Consider the following 16461-nt stretch of genomic DNA (forward strand, 5'->3'; position numbering starts at 1 on the left):
AAGAGGCGTCGGGTGCGGCCGGCGGGCATGAAAGGGTGGGCGGCATGCGGATCGCTGAGCTGCACACGTACCCGGTCAAGGGCGGTCACCGGCTGGACCACGACGAGGTGGTGGTCGAGCCGTGGGGCCTGACCGGCGACCGCCGCTGGATGATGATCGACCCGGACGGCGTCGGCATCACCCAGCGCGACACCGCGCGCCTCACCCAGTTCGCCGTGCACCCGCGCCCCGGTGGTCTCCGGCTCACCGCTCCCGGCCTGCCCGGCCTGGACCTGGACGAGCCGGTCGACGGGCCGAAGGTCGGCGTGCACGTGTTCCGCAACAAGCCCGAGGTCCCGGCCCGGCTCAGCGTGGCCGGCAGCGCGTGGTGCGCCGAGTTCCTCGGCCGCGACGCCCGGCTGGTCTGGCAGGCCGACCCGACCGGGCGGACCATCCCGGAGTTCGCGCTGCCCGCCGACCGGGTCAGCCTGGCCGACGGCTACCCGGTGCTGCTGGCCAACGCCGCGTCCCTGGACGCGGTGAACGACTGGCTGGCCGAGGACGGTGACGACCCGGTCCCGATCCACCGGTTCCGGCCCAACCTGGTGGTCGAGGGCGCGCCCGCCTGGGCCGAGGACGACTGGCTGGGCGGGCGGCTGCGGATCGGCGAGCTGACCTTCCGGGTGGCCAAGCACTGCGCGCGCTGCCGGGTCACCACGATCGACCAGGAGACCGGGGAGGCCGGCCGGCAACCGCTGCGCGTGCTCGGCCGGCACCGGCGGATCGACGGCGGCCTGATGTTCGCGGTCAACCTGATCCCGGACCTGGCGGCCGGGGTCACCGCGGTGTTGCGGATCGGCGACGCGGTGACACCGATGGAGTGACGCGGCACTCATTAGCGGTACCCGTGTCTTAGGAGTGTCTTAGAAGATTTGCTCCCGGCGTCCGGCCGAACCAGTATCGCTGAGCGTGAGTGCTCATCGACGCCCGTTCCCGACCCGATGGCTCGCCGCAGGCGGCGCCGCGGCTCTCGCCGGCATCATCGGCGTGGCGCTGCTGCTGCAGACTGGCGGGTCGGCCTGCGCCGCGCCACCGAGCACCAGCACCAAGACCGGCAAGGCCACCTTCTACGAGCTGGGTGGCACCACCGGCAACTGCTCGTTCGAGGTGCCCGCCGACGACCTGTACGTCGCGCTCGGCCCGGAGCAGTATGCCGAGGGCGCGTCCTGCGGCGCCTACCTCGACGTCACCGGCCCCAAGGGCAAGGTCCGGGTGAAGGTCTTCGACTCCTGCCCGGAGTGCCAGCCCGGCCACCTGGACCTCAGCCGGACCGCGTTCAAGAAGATCGGCGCCGAGGTCGCCGGGGTCGTCTCGATCAAGTACCGGCTGGTCACCAACCCGTCGACGCCCGGCCCGATCACCGTGCAGCTCAAGGACGGCGCCTCCAAGTACTGGTTCGCCGCCCGCATCGACAACCACGGCAACCTGCTGTCGTCCGTCCAGGTGGCCGGCCCCGGCGGCAGCTTCAAGTCGGCTCACCGCACCGACTACAACTACTGGCTGATCGACGGCGGCGCCGGTTCCGGCCCGTACAAAATCAAGATCACCGACGTGTACGGCAACAGCACCACGGTCACCGGCATCGACCTGGACCCGGGCGCGGTGCAGAAGACGTCCAAGACCCTCACCGGCGGCTCCCGGGTCGTCGAGAAGGCCACGTCACCGACGCCCACCGCCAAGAAGTCGTCCCCCACCAGCAAGCCCACCACCAAACCCAGCAAGCCGGCGACCGTTTCCCCGCCGGCGTCCTCGGTGGCCCCGCTGCCCGCGTCGGTTGCCGCCGCCCCGAGCACCACCGGGGACGCCTTGGTCGCCCTGGCCGCCGGCGAGACGACCTGCGATTGATCCAGTTCCTCCACGCGCCCGCTACCGATCCCGGTCCCCACTGAGTCCGCTCCCCAGGCGAGTCCGCTCCCCGAGGCCTCAGTTCCGGTCCCCCCAGAAGGCAGCCCCGCCACGGCGTCAACGGCGGGGCTGCCGACTGCCGCACGCGACCGGGACGGCGAGCACCGCCCGGATGCCGTAGTCCTGGGTTCACGATCAAATCAAGATCAAATGCTTGATGACTCGGATCCGCGCTGATCACTGATCGTCGCTCCCGCCAGGGACCCTTCCGGGCCGGGCAGGACGCTGGCGCGTCCAGAACGCCCGACCCGCAAGGGCGACGTCCGCGGGTGGTGACGACGTGCCAAACCCCATGCCGGACCCGAGCGCACCAGCTTGTGCACAACCTGTGGATAACCCGTCCCGTTGCGGGACCAGGCGCGCGGACCAGTCCGCGCCGACCAGGATCAGGCGCGTGGACCAGTCCGCGCCGACCAGGACCGGGTGTGTGGGGCAGCCCGTGCCGACCAGGCCCGGGTGTGAGAAGCACTCCGTGTGGGTGCGTGGAGCACTCCGCGGCGATACGACCGCGTGCGTGGAGCACTCCGCGCTCGCCGGGGTCGGGTGCCTGGAAACGCCGCGCCGATCGGGATCAGGGGCGTGGAGCACGCCCCGCCGGCGGAGCTGCCATGACCTGTCGACGGCGTGCTCTGTCGGGAAGTTGTGCGGGAGAAGGGACTCGAACCCTCACGCCCTCTCGGGCACGGGCACCTAAAACCCGCGCGGCTGCCAATTTCGCCACTCCCGCCCGTTTTGCCCATCAAGAGCAAAGCGTTGGGTGGAGTCTAAACGGTCGCCCCTGTTCATGGCGCCTCGGTTCCGCCCGTGGAGGTGATGCGCCATTCATACCCGCCGTCCCGCTACCGACCGTGCGCACCGCATTTCCTTTCGTCGCACACCGTGCCTCACCGGCCGCGAGCGTCCAGCGCCGTCGTTCAGCCCGTCAGGCGCCGGCGTGCGAGGCAGCGCCTGGCGCCCGGATGTCATCGGGTCCGAGGTGGGCGGTGGTGCCTGGCATTCAGTCCCCGTTGGGGTCGGGGTGGGCGGTGCTGCGTGGCATTCAGTCGCCGTTGGGGTCGAGGCGGGTGGTGGTGCCTGGCGCTTCCGGCTCTGGGGTTGGCGGGTCGTGACCACCCGCGGGCGTCGCCCTTGCGGGCTGAGCGTTCTGGACGCGCAGCGGCCAGCTCAGACCGGAAGGGTCCCTGGCGGGAGCGACGATCGGTGATCAGCGCGGATCCGAGTAATCGGGCATTTGATCGTCAATTCGCGCAGCCGCTCAGACTGGAAGGGTCCACGGCGGGAGCGACCACCCGGACGGCGCGGTGCTGCTGGCCGACGAGTTCGGCGGCCATCGCGGGTGATCCGGAAGCGCGACCGGGTTCGCCGGGGAATGTGCACGGCGGCCGCCTTGCGGGTTGGTACCGCATGACGACCGCCGTGAGTCCGGGTCCCGCTGGGGGAATTGCTCTCCTGATCGGCGCGGAAGGCCCGGACTTGCGGACTTTCCCGGGATTCGGACGATCGCGGTGAGGGCGGTGACCGATCTCCGGGCCGATCAGTCCAGTCCGAGGTCGCGGCGCAGCTTGGCGACGTGGCCGGTGGCCTTGACGTTGTAGAGGGCCCGTTCGATCGCCCCGTTCTCGTCGATCACGAACGTGGAGCGGATCACGCCGGTCACCGTCTTGCCGTAGAGCTGCTTCTCGCCGAACGCGCCGTACGCCCTCAGCACACTCTTGTCCACGTCGCTGACCAGCGGGAACGTGATGGCGTCGCGCTCGCGGAACTTCGCCAGCTTCTCCGGCTTGTCCGGGGAGATGCCGACCACCTCGTAGCCGGCGGCCTGCAGCGAGGCGAGCGAGTCGCGGAAGTCACAGGCCTGCTTGGTGCAGCCGGGCGTCATCGCGGCCGGGTAGGCGTACAGCACGACCTTGCGTCCGCGCAGGTCCTTGAGCGCGAGGCTCTCGCCGGTGTCGGTGGTGAGGGTGAAGTCGGGCGCGGCGTCGCCGGCGCTGAGACGCACGTTGTCAGTCATGGGACCGACGATAGTGCCGGGCCCGGGAGCGCCCCGCCGACAGTCGCCGGCGGGGCGCCCGTCGTGCTCAGGCGGCTGTCCGCCGGCTGCTCCAGAGCTGCTCGGCGGCGGGCAGGTCGCGGGGCCACTCCTCGCCCCGGCGGCGCAGGGTGTGCTCGGTGATCTCGTAGTCGCCGACCAGCCGGCGGAACTCGGCGAGCACATCGGCCTCGCGGAACGGCTTGCAGGAGAAGACGTTGACGAAGATCTCCCGCAGGTGCGGGTAGGTGTGGATGGCGGCGTGCGACTCGGCCAGGATCACCACTGCCGACTTGCCGGACTTCTCCGGCGGGCCGCCCTCGGTGGCCACCAGCGGACCGGCGATCACCGTCATCCCGATCCGGGCGACCAGATCGCGCATGAAGGTGGTCAGCGCCTGATCGTCGTCGAGCGCTGTGGTGTCGGCGATGCCGGACAACCGGAGGGTCAGCTCATCGCCGTAGTGGTCATTCTCCATGACGCCTCCCGGGGCTGTGAAACGTACGTTACCGGCGTTTGAAGATGCCGGATGTGCCAACGTTTTCGCTGGTGGAGGGCATGTGGCGATTCCGTTTCGGGTGAGCCGGTAAACGCCGCTTTCCGTATTCCGGACACGGTGGACAGTGCGCATTCCGGTGTTCCACTACGGACAATTCGCCGGTGGTCTGGCGGGCCGTCGCGGATCTTCAGTACGCTCCCCGGGCAGACGCGTCGAGAGCGGAGATCAGGGCCATGACGGCACCCACGGGCGGTACCACGGCGAACGGCAGCACCACCGTCTCCAGCGAGGTGGTGGAGAAGATCGCCGCCGCCGCGGCACGCACCGTGCCCGGTGTCGCTGACCTGGGCGGCGACGTCGCCCGTTTCTTCAACACCGTCCTCGACAAGGTCGGCCTGGACACCGTCGGCGACGCCAGCCGTGGCGTCTCCGCCCGGATCAAGGACGGCACGGCGACCATCGACATCGTGGTCGTGCTGGCCGCCGGCACGGTGGTCGCCGAGGTGACCGATGCCGTGCAGACCACTGTCACCGAGGCCGTGCAGGGCTACGGCCTGCGCGTCATCGCCGTCAACGTCAACGTGGACGACATCGCGATCGGCTAGTCGCGCACCGGCTCGGCGGGGGACGGCTCCGGAGCGGCGGGGACGGCGGCGCGCATCCGGAGCAGACCGGTCAGGGCCAGGGCGGCTCCGGTGGCCAGTGTCGCGGCGACGCAGATGCGGGACAGCCAGCCCGGGCCGGCCGCCGGGACCACGGCGGCCAGGAAGGCGTCCGAGCTGCCGAACCCGGCGAAGGCGGCCAGCACGAAACCGGACAGCGCCAGGTAGAACGGCGGGTGCCGCCAGGCCGCGCCGAGGGCCAGGGCGCCGGTCAGCAGGAGCACTCCGGACCAGCCGGCGCCGTCCAGGCCGCGCGCCACGGCGTACGTCAGGACCGACAGGCCAGCGAGGACCGCGAGTGGCGCGATCCACCGTGGGCGGAAGCGGACCAGGGCCGTCAAGGCCAAGCCCAGCAGCGCCGTGCCGGCCCACCACGCCCAGGTCACCGGCGCCGGCTCGTAGTCGAGGGTGCCGCGGATCTCGAAGACACTCACCTGGTCGCGCAGCGGGACGGCCCACTCCCGCAGCCGGTGGATGTGATCGGGATCGGCCACCGCCTGGGGCGGGCGGGCCGCGCCGAGCCAGTGGGTGCGCTGGTCGTGCCAGCGGACCGTGGTGCCCGTGGAGATCCGCTGCCAGGTCGGCGCGGTGGTCACGTCGGCGGTCGCCGGGACCGGGGTGTCGCCGGCCAGCGTCTGGTTGACGTAGGCGGCGGGGGAGGCGGCGTTCTGGTAGACGCCGTCCGGGCGGACCTCCAGGTACGGCTCGCCGGAGTAGCCCAGGATCTCGATCGGGCGGCCGGTGTCGTTCGTCAGTTCGAGCCGGGCGCCGCCCTCGACGGTGCGCACGGTGAGGCCGTCCATCGGGGCGCTGATCCCGGTGACGGTGGTCCGGTACGACGTGACGTTCGCCCCCTCGCCGCCGTGCGCGAACGCGGGTGTGGCCGGCGCGATCGTCGCGCCGGCCACACACAAGCTCAGAACGACCCGCCTCACCCGGCCGCCTTCTCGATGGCCTGGGTGATGTTCGCCAGCGAGGGGGACGGGATCTGGGTGCCGTTGACCACCACCGTCGGCGTGGCGTTGAAGTGGCGCTCGGAGAAGACCTCGGTCACGTGCGTCACCCATGGCTCGTAGGTACCACCGTTCACCGCGTCGGCGAACTTGTCACTCGTCACCCCGACGGACTTCGCCAGCTCGATGATCTTCGCGTTGGTGAGGCCGTCGCTGCCCTCCTCCGGCTGGTTGGCGTAGAGGGCGTCGTGGAACTCGGGGAACTTGCCCTCCTCGGCGGCGGCCGCGGCGGCGCCGGCCGACCGGGTCGAGTACTTCGTGCCGTTCGAGACGCGGTCCAGGATCGACACCACGTGGTACCGCAGGGTGATCTTGTTGGCGGTGGCCATCTGGCGCAGCGTGCCGCCGCTGCTGGTCTCGAAGTTCTTGCAGTTCGGGCACATGAAGTCCTCGTAGACGTCGACGGTGACCGGCCCGGTGCCGACCGCGAACGCGGTACCCTCGTCGACCGCGACGCCGGGCGTGACCAGCTTGCCCTGGTCCTGGCCGGCGAGCGTCGCGTAACCGACGAACCCGGCGATGACCAGCACCACGGCCACCGCCACCGAGGTCCAGATGGTCACCTGGCGACGCCGCTCGGCGGCCTTCTGCTGCTCGACGATCCGGCGGGCTTTCTCCGCCCGGTCCCGGTTTCCCTTGCTCAAGACGACTCCCCCAGCAACGCGCCATCGATGGAGAACCGGGTCCGCGGCCGCCACAGCAGAATTCCGGCGAGTGCCAGGAAACCGAGGTCACGCAGGATGTCCAGGCCGTACTCGGTGTTCCGCCCGGCGCCGAGCTCGCCGCCGGAGCTGAAACAGCCGCAGTCGATGCGCAGCCCCTTGGCCCAGGCCCAGACGATCCCGGCCATGAAGATCACCAGGAGCACCGCGGAGATCGCCGCGGTGAGCCGGGTGGCCACGCCGGCCAGCAACAGCAGGCCGAGCGCGATCTCCAGGAACGGCTGGACCGCCCCGATCACCTTCGCCACGTCGTAGGACATCAGCTGGTAGGCGTGGACTGCCCGCGCCGACGCCGCCAGGTCACCGACCTTGGTGGCGCCCGCGACCAGCCAGACGGCGGCCAGCCCGAGCCGGGCCAGCGTGGAGATCCACGGCCAGACCGCCGGCCGCGTGATGGTTTCCATGGTCACGTCCCGTTAGACGGAGTTGATCGGGTTCCGGTTCCCGATCATCTTGTGCTCGGTGACACGTCACACCGGAGGGCACAAGGTCCTAACTCGCCCGGGCCTTCGCCACCGCGGTGATCAGCTCGTCGCGGGCCCGGGCCACCCGGGACCGGATCGTCCCGACCGGCACCGACTCCACCTCGGCGGCCTCCGCGTACGACAACCCGAGCACCTGGGTCAGCACGAACGCCGTCCGCCGCTCGTCGCTCAGCCGGCTCAGCAGGTCGGCGCTGCTCAGCCGGTGTGCCGGGTCCGGCGCCGGCGCCTCGGTGGCGGCCTGCACGGCCAGCCGCGTGTTCAGCCTGCGCCGCCGCACCACGGCCCGCAGGTGGTCGGCGCAGGCCCGCCGGGCGATGCCGAGCAGCCAGGTGCGGACCGTGGACCGGCCCTCGAACGAGGACAGCGCCCGGAACGCCCGGAGGTACGTCTCCTGGGTGAGGTCGTCCGCGGCACCCGGATCGACCAGCGCGGCGGTGAACCGCCACACCTCGGCCTGGGTGGCCCGCACGAACCCGGCCTGCGCGGCCGGATCGCCGTCGCGGGCGGCCAGCGCGAGCGCGGTGGTCTCGTCGGTCTCCTGCTCACCAGCCGTCACGAGCGGCATCGTACGCGAACCGCCCGGGCCGGGAACCAGCCGAAGGCCACCGGCGACTACCCGCATGTGGTCGAACGGAGCGTGATCAGAGAGCATGGCCGTCATGACCGTTGACCGACGCCGGGGCGCGACAGTTCTGCTCGGGCTGCTGATCGGCATGTTCGGGGTGCTGCTGTCGGCCGTTCCGGCCAGCGCGCACGCCGTGCTGGTGAGCAGCGATCCGAGCAACGGCACCATCGTGCCGGACGCCCCCAACAAGGTGACCCTGACCTTCAGCGAGTCGGTGCAGCTGATCAGCGGGAAGATCCGGGTGATCGCTCCGGACGGCTCCCGCGCCGACCAGGGCGATCCGACGGTCGACGGCGGGCGGGTGGCGATCCCGCTGCGCTCCGGCGGTGCCCGGGGGACGTACCTGGTCACCTTCCGGGTGATCTCGGCGGACAGCCACCCGGTGGGCGGCACGGTCAGCTACTCGGTGGGCGCCGCCTCGACGCCGCCGTCGGCGGACGAGACCGCTGACGTCAAGGTCGACCCGCTGGTCCGGGCCTTGATCCCGGTGGGCAAATATCTGGGGTACGCCGGTCTGGTGCTGCTGGTCGGCCCGGTGCTCGTGCTGGCGCTGCTCTGGCCGCAGCGGCTGTCCCGGCGCGGCCCCGGCCGGGTGATCTGGACCGGTATCGGGCTGGTCGCCGGCAGCACCGTGCTCGGACTCTGGCTGCAGGCGCCGTACACGCTGGGCACCGGCCTCTTCGACGTCCGGGTCGGCGACCTGCGCGACGTGCTGGGCAGTACGTTCGGCGCGGTGATGCTGGTCCGGCTGGCCGTGGTGATCGCCGCCGCCTTCCTGCTCCGGCCGCTGCTGGTCGGCGCCGGCGGCGAGTCGCGGCTCGACCTGGCGCTGCTCGGCGTGCTCGGGGTGGCCGCGCTGGCCACCTGGCCGCTGACCGGACACCCGACCGCGTCCCCGGTGCCCGGCGTGTCGGTGGTGCTGGACGCGCTGCACCTGGCCGCCATGTCGGTCTGGCTCGGTGGCCTGGTCATGCTCTTCGCGTTCCTGCTGCCCCGGGCCAGCGCCCGGGAGCTGGGCGCGATCCTGCCGATCTGGTCGCGCTGGGCGGCCACCGCGGTCGGTGCGCTGATCTTCGCGGGCGTGGTGCAGGCGCTGATCGAGGTCGCCACCCTGGACGGCCTGTTCAACAGCACGTACGGACGGTTGATCCTGGTCAAGGTGGGACTGGCGGCGATCGTGATCGGGGCCGCGGCGTACTCCCGGAAGCTGGTGAAGGACCGGGCCGCCGAGGAGTCGCCGCGCGGGCTGCGCCGGGTGGTGCTCGCCGAGCTGGCGATCACCGCGGTGGTGCTCGGGGTGACGGCGGCGCTGGTGCAGATCGCCCCGCCGCGGACCGCCGAGGCGACGGAGATCACCGAGACCAGTCAGACGGTCACCCAGACGCTCACCGACAAGACCATGTCGCTGCAGGTGGACATCTATCCGGCGACGGTCGGGAACAACTCGATGCACCTGTACGCGTACACCCCGGACAACAAGCCGCTGCCGGTGGTGGAGTGGAAGGCCACCGCGGCGCTGCCGGCGAAGGGCATCGAGCCGATCGAGATCCCGCTGCTGCGGATCACCGACTTCCACGCGATCGGCGACATCGCGCTGCCGCAGGCGGGCGAGTGGACGTTCAAGTTCACAGCGCGGACGACCGACATCGATCAGACGACGTTCACCATGACCGCCAAGATCTCCTGACCCCCGGAAACGCGATGGCCCGTTCCGTATCGGATCGGGCCGTTGCCGTATCTGTCGAGGGCTGCCTGCTCGTTTGACCATTTTGGGGCTATTTGCCTCGGTATGGTGCGCGCAGTGGGCCCGAGAAGGGGGAATTAACGATGCGGCTGTTCCGGCCGGTCCTCGGCATGCTGCTACTGACGATCGGACTGCCCGCGCTGCTGGCCGGCGGGTGCCTGTGGGCGGCGCTGCGGCACCGCGACGCCGGCGGGGCGTTCAGCGCCGAGTTGCAGCGGCTCAGCGTGCCCGGGTACGCGATCGTCGTCCCCGACGTCGGCCGCCTGCTGCGCGACGACGCCTCGTTCGCCCGGATCGGCGGCACCGAGCTGCGGGTCACCGCGCTCACCGCCGAGGGACCGGCCTTCGTCGGCCTGGCCCCGGCCGGTGCGGTCGAGGGCTATCTGCGTGACGTGCCACACACCGACGTCCGCGGCGTCCAGGTCGGCACCGGCGAACTGCCGATCAGCGCGGCCCGCGTCGACGGCGACCGGCGGCTCCCGTCCGCCCCGGGACATCAGGACTTCTGGACGCGTACCGGCGGCGGCGCGCTGCGCTGGACCCCGGGCGAGCTGTCCGGCCGCTACAGCCTGGTGATCATGAACGCGACGGGCGCCCAGGGTCTGCGCCTCAACGGCACCGTGGAGGTCCGCCCCGGCTGGCTCGACCCGACCGCCTGGGGCCTGCTCTCCCTCGGTGCCCTCCTGGCGATGGCCGGCGTGATCACGCTGGCCGTGCCGGGCCGCCGCCGCGAGGTGGTCTACATCGTCGAGCCCAGCCAGGTCCCGGACCTGATGCTGGCCATCGGCGCCCCGCTCCCGCGGCTCGGCCTCGAAGGCGGGGCCCGCCGCGCGTTGCCCGGCTCGGGCCCGTCGCAGCCGGGGCTCGATGCGGCGCTGTCCGGGTTCGACCCCGCGTTGGCCGCTTCTGACGCCGCGCTGGCCGGTTCTGGAGCTGCGTTGGCTGGCTCTGGAGGTGCGCTGGCTGGCTCTGGAGGTGCGCTGGCTGGCTCTGGAGCTGCGCTGGCTGGCTCTGGAGCTGCGCTGGCTGGCTCTGGAGCTGCGCTGGCCGGTTCTGGAGCTGCGTTGGCTGGCTTTGGCGCTGGGTCGGCCGGGTCTGACGCCGCGCTGGCCGGTTTCGATCAGGATTCGATCAGGGCGCTCGGTGGGCGCGGAGGGCTGTTCGGTTTCGGTCACGGCGGGGGCCGTGGTCTCGGTCAGGGCGGGGCGCACCGCCCGCGGACGCTCGCCGACGCCCAGCCGGTCCGCCCGCCGGCGTTGCCGCAGTTCGCCTGGCCACCGAAACACCCCGGTGGTCCGGGAGGCGATTCACTCCCGCTTTCTTCCGGTACGCCCACCGCTCCCGCCAAGCCCACCGCCGAACCGGCCCCGGCCCCGGCCACCGTCGCCGGTGTCCCGTCCGGTGTCGCCGGTGCGGGAGCCGCGCCCGGCGTAGCGCACACCGGCATCCTCCCCGGCGGCACGACCCCGGTGGTACCCGGCGCACTTCCCATCCCGTCCCCGGCCGGCGCCGGCCAGTCCGCGCCCGAGCACCAGCCGGCCTCGCCCGGCGCGTCCCACGCCGGCGCTGTCGCTGACCCGGGTACAGCCGGAGCCGACACGATCGTCGGTTCCGGAACCGGTGCGGCGGCGCCCGTGCCGGGCCGGCCGTTGAGTCTGCTCGGGACCACCCCGGCGGGAGCCGACCTGCCCGGCGCTCCGCCGCGCCCGGATCGCCCCGGACGTCGCCGGTTGCCGGCGCCGACCGACCTGCCGGAGTTCCACGCCACCGCGGTCGGCGCCTGGGTGGCGCAGACTGCCCCGGAACGCGCCCGCCAGACCGAGGCCCAAGCCGCCGCCGCCCTGGCCGAAGCCGCCCGCAACCGGACCACCAAGCCCACCGGCGATCCCGCTTCGGCTGTGAGGGAGCAGGCCTCCGCGATGTCGGCCCAGCCGGCGGCCCCGGACCCGACCGGCTCCTCGGCGACGTCCGACTCGGCCAGCTCGCCGGTGGCGACGGATTCGGCCCGCCCGTCGGCGGCCCGGGATTCGGTCAGCTCGCCGGTGGCGACGGATTCGGCCAGTTCGGCAGTGGCGACGGATGCGACCGGTTCGTCCGAGGAGACAGCCTCCGTCGGCAAGCCCGAGAGGGACAGTGGCGAGTCGCGACAGCGGGATCAGAAGAAGGGCGACGGGAACCGCAAGGGCGGCATCTGGCCGGCTCCCGCTCCGCGCCGGGTGGCCTTGCTCACCGGGCCGGGCGCGACCGATTGGTCCGCCACCGGCCTTACCCGGATGGGCAGCCGCCCGTCCCCGAAGTCGACTCCACCGAGCCCGGCCAACCCGGTCCCGTCGGGCAACGCCGAGGCAGTTTCGCCGAGCACGGCCAACCCGGTCCCGTCGGGCAACGCCGAGGCAGTTTCGCCGGGCGCGGCCAACTCGGTTCCGTCGGGCGACGCAAACGCGGTCTCACCGGGTGTGGCCACGATGGGCGAGAAGGCGACGGCCGCTGGTCCGGCCGTTTCCGAGTCGAAGCCCGCCGGACCGGCTCCGCAGCCCGGGCCGAAGCAGCCGGTGCCCTCCACCTCGGCGGCGCACGGCGCTGCCCGGGTGGCCGCGGCAGCAGGAGCAGCCAAGGTCGCCGCCGCACAGGGCATCGCCACGACCGCGCTCGCGGAGGCCGGCGAGAAGCCGAGCCCTCAGGCCCCGGGCCGGCAGCGAGTCGGCGAGTCAACTGCCACCGCGTCGACCAGCATCGAGAACCCCGCGCCGGCTGTCGAGCCGGAGGCCGGGCCGTCGACCGAGCCGGCCGCGGAAGAGTCGGCTCCGGATGCGCCTACGCAGCCGAACGAGAACCGGCCCAGCACGGCTGCGCAGCCGACGGAGGGCGGTCTTGCCGCTGGCCTCGAAACCGAGGCGACCGGGAGCGAGCCGGTCGATGACGCCGCCACGACGAGCGACGAAGCGGCGTCCACCGAACCGCGGGAGACCGAGGCGACCACGGATCAGCAGCTCAAGGATGAGCACGTGGCAGACGAGGTCGGAACGGGGAAGGAAGCGGATGACTCGGCTCCGGAAACGGAGACGCGGGGGGAGCCCAAGCCGCCGATCGTGCCGTTCCCGACTCGTCAGCCGACCGCTTCGCCCCATCCCGTGCCGACCGCCCGGGCCGCCGAATCGGACGTGCCCGCGAAATCGGCTGGGATCGCGGAGCCGGCTGGGATCGCGGGACCGGACAAGGTAGCGGAGCCGGCTGGGATCGCGGACTCGGACAAGGTCGCGGGGCCGGTAGCGGTGGAACCGAGGGCTGACGACGAGGCGAAGCGGGCGTCGATTCATGAGGCTGAGGCGGGGCAACCCGTGAAGGCGGCCGCGATGGCCGGACCGACGCGGGCGCTCATGCCCAAGCAGGCCGGCGAACGAAAAGTCGACGAGCAGAAGGCCGACGAGCGGAAAGCCGACGAGCGGAAAGCCGACGAGCGGAAAGCCGACGAGCAGAAGGCCGAGGAGCAGAAGGCCGAGGAGCAGAAGGCCGACGAACGGCCTTCGATGCACGCGATGGAGGCCGGTACCGCCGAGCAGACCTCGAAGCCGCAGACCAAGACCGCCGCGAAGCGAGCCGCTGAATCCAACCGGCCACTGTCCCGGGCGCAGGACCGGCTCACCGGTGCAGCTCGTCAGGGCGGCACGACCGCCGGCCGCAAGGTTCCCGCCGCCTGGCTCAAGGCCGCCGAAACGGTGGCGGCGCGCGCCGCCACCCAGACCGGCTCAACGCCGCCGTCCGCCGAGGCGACGGCCCCGGCGGACGCGACGACGGCGGCTGGACAGGGCGGATCGGTGGTCGCCACGGCTGGTGAAGCGGTCACCGTCGCTGACGAAGCGAGCACCGCGGCTAGCAAGACCGCGGCCGGCAAAGCGGCGGCCGATGAGGCCACCGTAAATGCTGAGGAAGCTCCGGCGGCCCGCAAGCCCCGCCCCCGGACCAAAACCACCCGCACCGCCGCGGAGAAGAAGGCGGATTCGGCCGAAGCCGAGAAGGCGGCGCGGACTCCGAGCTACCGGGAGGAGGCCGCGGAGCTGCTGGCCGCGGCAACCGAACGCAAACGCCGCCGCCCGACACCCCGCAGCCGCCCGAAGACCGAGGAGAGCTGACCGGCGTACCGAACGAGCGACGGCGAGGGCCACCCGAACACCGGGGTGGTCCTCGCCGCCTTTTGCGGACGGGAACTGCCCGCAACCGCTCCTGGCGTCGGCGATGCTGACGAGCCGCGCGGTACCCAGCATCGGTGCGACGGGGGAGCGGGGGCCGGGTCGCCGGCGCGCGTGATGCTGGCCGAGTAGGCCGAAGGGCCCTCCGCGCTGCCGACACGGAGGGCCCTTTACCGGGGGGAACGGAGTAACCGAAGGGGGGCTTCGTCCGTTAAGTTCACTTTACCCCCTCAATCGGCTAAGTGGGAAGTCAGCCCCCTAAACCGGACAAACAACGTGAATGTTCGCTGTGGTGACACTCGCGTCGAACAACCGCGTCGCCTGCGGCGTACGCTGTCCGGGTGGCGGATCTTCTGGTGTGGATCGACTGTGAGATGACCGGTCTCGACCTGGGCAAGGACAAGCTCATCGAGGTCGCGGCGCTGGTCACCGATCCCGAACTCAACGTTCTCGGCGAGGGTGTCGACCTGGTCATTCACGCCGACGACGCGGCGCTCGACGCGATGCCCCCGGTGGTCCGGGACATGCACGCCAAGTCCGGCCTCACCGAGGAGGTGCGCCGCTCGGCGCTCACCATGAGCGAGGCCGAGGAGCGGATCCTGGCGTATGTGAAGGAGCACGTCCCCAACCCGCGGACCGCTCCGCTGTGCGGCAACAGCATCGCCACCGACCGCGGGTTCCTGGCCCGGGACATGCCGGCGCTCGACGCGCACCTGCACTACCGGATGATCGACGTCTCCTCGATCAAGGAGCTGTGCCGCCGGTGGTACCCGCGGGTGTACTTCGGGCAGCCGGCCAAGGGCCTGTCGCACCGCGCGCTCGCCGACATCCGGGAGAGCATCCGCGAGCTGGAGTACTACCGGCGCACCGTCTTCGTCCCGCAGCCCGGCCCGGACGTGGAGGCGGCCAAGGCGATCGCCGCGGAGCTCTGAGGTAACCCGCTCGACGGCCCCCCGGGGCGGGCGGCTATGATTAGCCGGCACCACGGGGAAGCTTTCGCCGTGTGGGCATGGTGGTCGTAGCTCAGTTGGTAGAGCACCTGGTTGTGGTCCAGGGGGTCGCGGGTTCGAGTCCCGTCGATCACCCCATGTAACGAAAGGCTCGGTCCTCGGACCGGGCCTTTTTCGTGTTCGGGGGCGTCCGGTCCGCCGGGGTGCGGTAGACCGTCGCGGCCCGGTCGTCCCGGTGCGCGGTGGAATTTTTCCCGGAGCGCGCAACCTTTCCGGCCTCCGCGGCCACTGGGGAGGTGATCAACCTTCGTGCCTTCCCCGGGAGTCCCCCTGATGCTCGTCAAGCGTTTCGTCGTGCCGCTCGCGGTGGCGACGGTCGGCACCGGCGCCGCGGTCTTCGGTGTCCTGAACGCCGACGCCGCCGAGACCTCGAACTGCGCCGTCACCTACACCGTCACCAGCCAGTGGAACAGCGGTTTCACCGGCGACGTGCGGATCCGCAACGCCGGGTCGTCGGCGATCGACGGGTGGACGCTCGGGTTCAGCTTCCCGTCCGGGCAGAAGCTCGCCTCCGGGTGGAACGGCACCTGGACCCAGAGGGGGGCCAAGGTCACGGTGACCGACGCCGGGTGGAACAAGAGCATCGCGGCCGGGGCGACGGTGTCGCTCGGGTTCAACGGAGCGGGGAGTGGGAGCAACGCGGTACCGGGCGCGTTCACTCTCAACGGGCTGACCTGCGGGTCCGCGACGACAACGGCGACAGTGGCCCCGACCCCCTCGAAGTCCGCGACAGCGGCCCCGACCCCTGCCAAGACCGCGACAGCGGCCCCGACCACCCCTTCGAAGACCGCGACAGCGTCGCCGACCGCTTCGCAGACCGCCGCGAAGGGTCCCGAGAACTGCACCGACTACGCCGCCCTGCCCCGCGGCAAGTACTGGATCAACAACAACGTCTGGGGCAAGGCCGACGGCACCGGCTCCCAGTGCGTCTGGGAGAACGGCCTCTCCGGCGACAACCTCAGCTGGGGCACCAGCTGGACCTGGTCCGGCGACACCACCAAGGTCAAGTCCTACGCCAGTGCCGTGCTCGGCTGGCACTGGGGCTGGAAGGCCACCGGCACCGGCCTGCCGATCCAGCTCAGCGCCGGCAAGAAGGTCCGGGCGAACTGGAACTTCGCGGTCACCCAGAAGACGTCGAACACCATGAACGTCTCCTACGACCTGTGGCTGCACGCCAAGGGTGACGCCGACTGGCAGGACCAGCCCACCGACGAGGTGATGGTCTGGCTCTACAGGTCCGGCGGGGCCGGCCCGGTGGGCACCAAGCAGGCGACCGTCACGGTCGGCGGCACCACCTGGGACCTCTACAAGGGCGACATCGGCTGGAACGTGTACTCGTTCGTGCGTACCTCGAACACCACCTCCGCCGACCTGAACCTGACCGATTTCACCAACCACCTGGCAGGGCGGGGATGGCTCGACAAGACCAAGTATCTGTCCAGCGTGCAGGCCGGGACCGAGGTCTTCACCGGCTCGGGACAGCTCGACACCAGCGCGTACTCGGTGAAGATCAGCTAACCCGGTCCGCCTGCGGGCCCGCC

General features: G+C 71.6%; 13 protein-coding genes and 2 tRNA genes. 8 read left to right on the forward strand and 7 right to left on the reverse strand.

Annotation, left to right across the window (positions count from 1 at the left end; genetic code table 11):
* Positions 1-44 precede the first annotated feature (44 nt).
* Together Actob_RS04915 and Actob_RS04920 are read left to right on the forward strand one after the other, a co-directional pair.
* Positions 45-863 carry an MOSC domain-containing protein gene (locus Actob_RS04915; protein ID WP_284918859.1) on the forward strand — a complete coding sequence of 273 codons (819 nt, stop codon included), beginning with the start codon at positions 45-47 and terminating at the stop codon, positions 861-863.
* Positions 864-948: 85 nt separating this feature from the next.
* Positions 949-1884, forward strand: a complete 936-nt coding sequence (locus Actob_RS04920; protein WP_284918860.1) for an expansin EXLX1 family cellulose-binding protein — start codon at positions 949-951, stop codon at positions 1882-1884.
* 703 nt (positions 1885-2587) lie between these two features.
* On the opposite strand, the gene Actob_RS04925 is transcribed toward Actob_RS04920, so the two are convergent.
* From Actob_RS04925 to Actob_RS04935, 3 genes are all read right to left on the reverse strand, one after another.
* A tRNA-Leu gene (locus tag Actob_RS04925) sits at positions 2588-2671 on the reverse strand.
* An 807-nt stretch (positions 2672-3478) separates the two neighbouring features.
* Positions 3479-3955: a thioredoxin-dependent thiol peroxidase gene (gene bcp, locus Actob_RS04930; RefSeq protein ID WP_284918861.1), complete on the reverse strand. Its 477-nt coding sequence runs from the start codon at positions 3953-3955 to the stop codon at positions 3479-3481.
* A gap of 67 nt (positions 3956-4022) precedes the next feature.
* Positions 4023-4451: an S-adenosylmethionine decarboxylase family protein gene (locus Actob_RS04935; RefSeq protein ID WP_284918862.1), complete on the reverse strand. Its 429-nt coding sequence runs from the start codon at positions 4449-4451 to the stop codon at positions 4023-4025.
* 254 nt (positions 4452-4705) lie between these two features.
* On the opposite strand from Actob_RS04935, the gene Actob_RS04940 reads away from it, so the two are divergent.
* Positions 4706-5077, forward strand: coding sequence for an Asp23/Gls24 family envelope stress response protein (locus tag Actob_RS04940; RefSeq protein ID WP_284918863.1), 372 nt, complete (start codon positions 4706-4708; stop codon positions 5075-5077).
* Here Actob_RS04940 and Actob_RS04945 read toward each other — a convergent pair.
* From Actob_RS04945 to Actob_RS04960, 4 genes are all read right to left on the reverse strand, one after another.
* Complete coding sequence (locus tag Actob_RS04945; RefSeq protein WP_284918864.1) at positions 5074-6069, reverse strand: hypothetical protein; 996 nt, start codon at positions 6067-6069, stop codon at positions 5074-5076. The two genes, Actob_RS04940 and Actob_RS04945, sit on opposite strands and share 4 nt — an antisense overlap.
* Complete coding sequence (locus tag Actob_RS04950; RefSeq protein ID WP_284918865.1) at positions 6066-6791, reverse strand: DsbA family protein; 726 nt, start codon at positions 6789-6791, stop codon at positions 6066-6068. Before Actob_RS04950 ends, Actob_RS04945 begins: the two co-directional genes overlap by 4 nt.
* Positions 6788-7273 (reverse strand): MauE/DoxX family redox-associated membrane protein, encoded by a 486-nt coding sequence (locus Actob_RS04955; protein WP_284918866.1) that lies wholly within the window; start codon positions 7271-7273, stop codon positions 6788-6790. Before Actob_RS04955 ends, Actob_RS04950 begins: the two co-directional genes overlap by 4 nt.
* Positions 7274-7361: 88 nt before the next feature.
* Complete coding sequence (locus tag Actob_RS04960) at positions 7362-7919, reverse strand: sigma-70 family RNA polymerase sigma factor (protein ID WP_284918867.1); 558 nt, start codon at positions 7917-7919, stop codon at positions 7362-7364.
* A gap of 85 nt (positions 7920-8004) precedes the next feature.
* On the opposite strand from Actob_RS04960, the gene Actob_RS04965 reads away from it, so the two are divergent.
* The 5 genes from Actob_RS04965 to Actob_RS04985 all read left to right on the forward strand — a co-directional run bounded on the left by Actob_RS04965 (position 8005) and on the right by Actob_RS04985 (position 16438).
* Positions 8005-9666 carry a copper resistance CopC/CopD family protein gene (locus Actob_RS04965; RefSeq protein ID WP_284918868.1) on the forward strand — a complete coding sequence of 554 codons (1662 nt, stop codon included), beginning with the start codon at positions 8005-8007 and terminating at the stop codon, positions 9664-9666.
* Between the two features lie 92 nt (positions 9667-9758).
* Complete coding sequence (locus tag Actob_RS04970) at positions 9759-13853, forward strand: hypothetical protein (RefSeq protein ID WP_284918869.1); 4095 nt, start codon at positions 9759-9761, stop codon at positions 13851-13853.
* A 431-nt stretch (positions 13854-14284) separates the two neighbouring features.
* The gene (gene orn, locus Actob_RS04975; RefSeq protein WP_284922238.1) at positions 14285-14842 is read left to right on the forward strand and encodes an oligoribonuclease; all 558 of its coding nucleotides are present in this window, start codon (positions 14285-14287) and stop codon (positions 14840-14842) included.
* A gap of 80 nt (positions 14843-14922) precedes the next feature.
* Positions 14923-14998: transfer RNA gene (locus tag Actob_RS04980), tRNA-His, on the forward strand.
* A gap of 195 nt (positions 14999-15193) precedes the next feature.
* Positions 15194-16438, forward strand: a complete 1245-nt coding sequence (locus tag Actob_RS04985) for a GH12 family glycosyl hydrolase domain-containing protein (RefSeq protein WP_284918870.1) — start codon at positions 15194-15196, stop codon at positions 16436-16438.
* Positions 16439-16461: the final 23 nt, after the last annotated feature.

Source organism: Actinoplanes oblitus, from assembly GCF_030252345.1.
Lineage (GTDB): Bacteria > Actinomycetota > Actinomycetes > Mycobacteriales > Micromonosporaceae > Actinoplanes > Actinoplanes oblitus.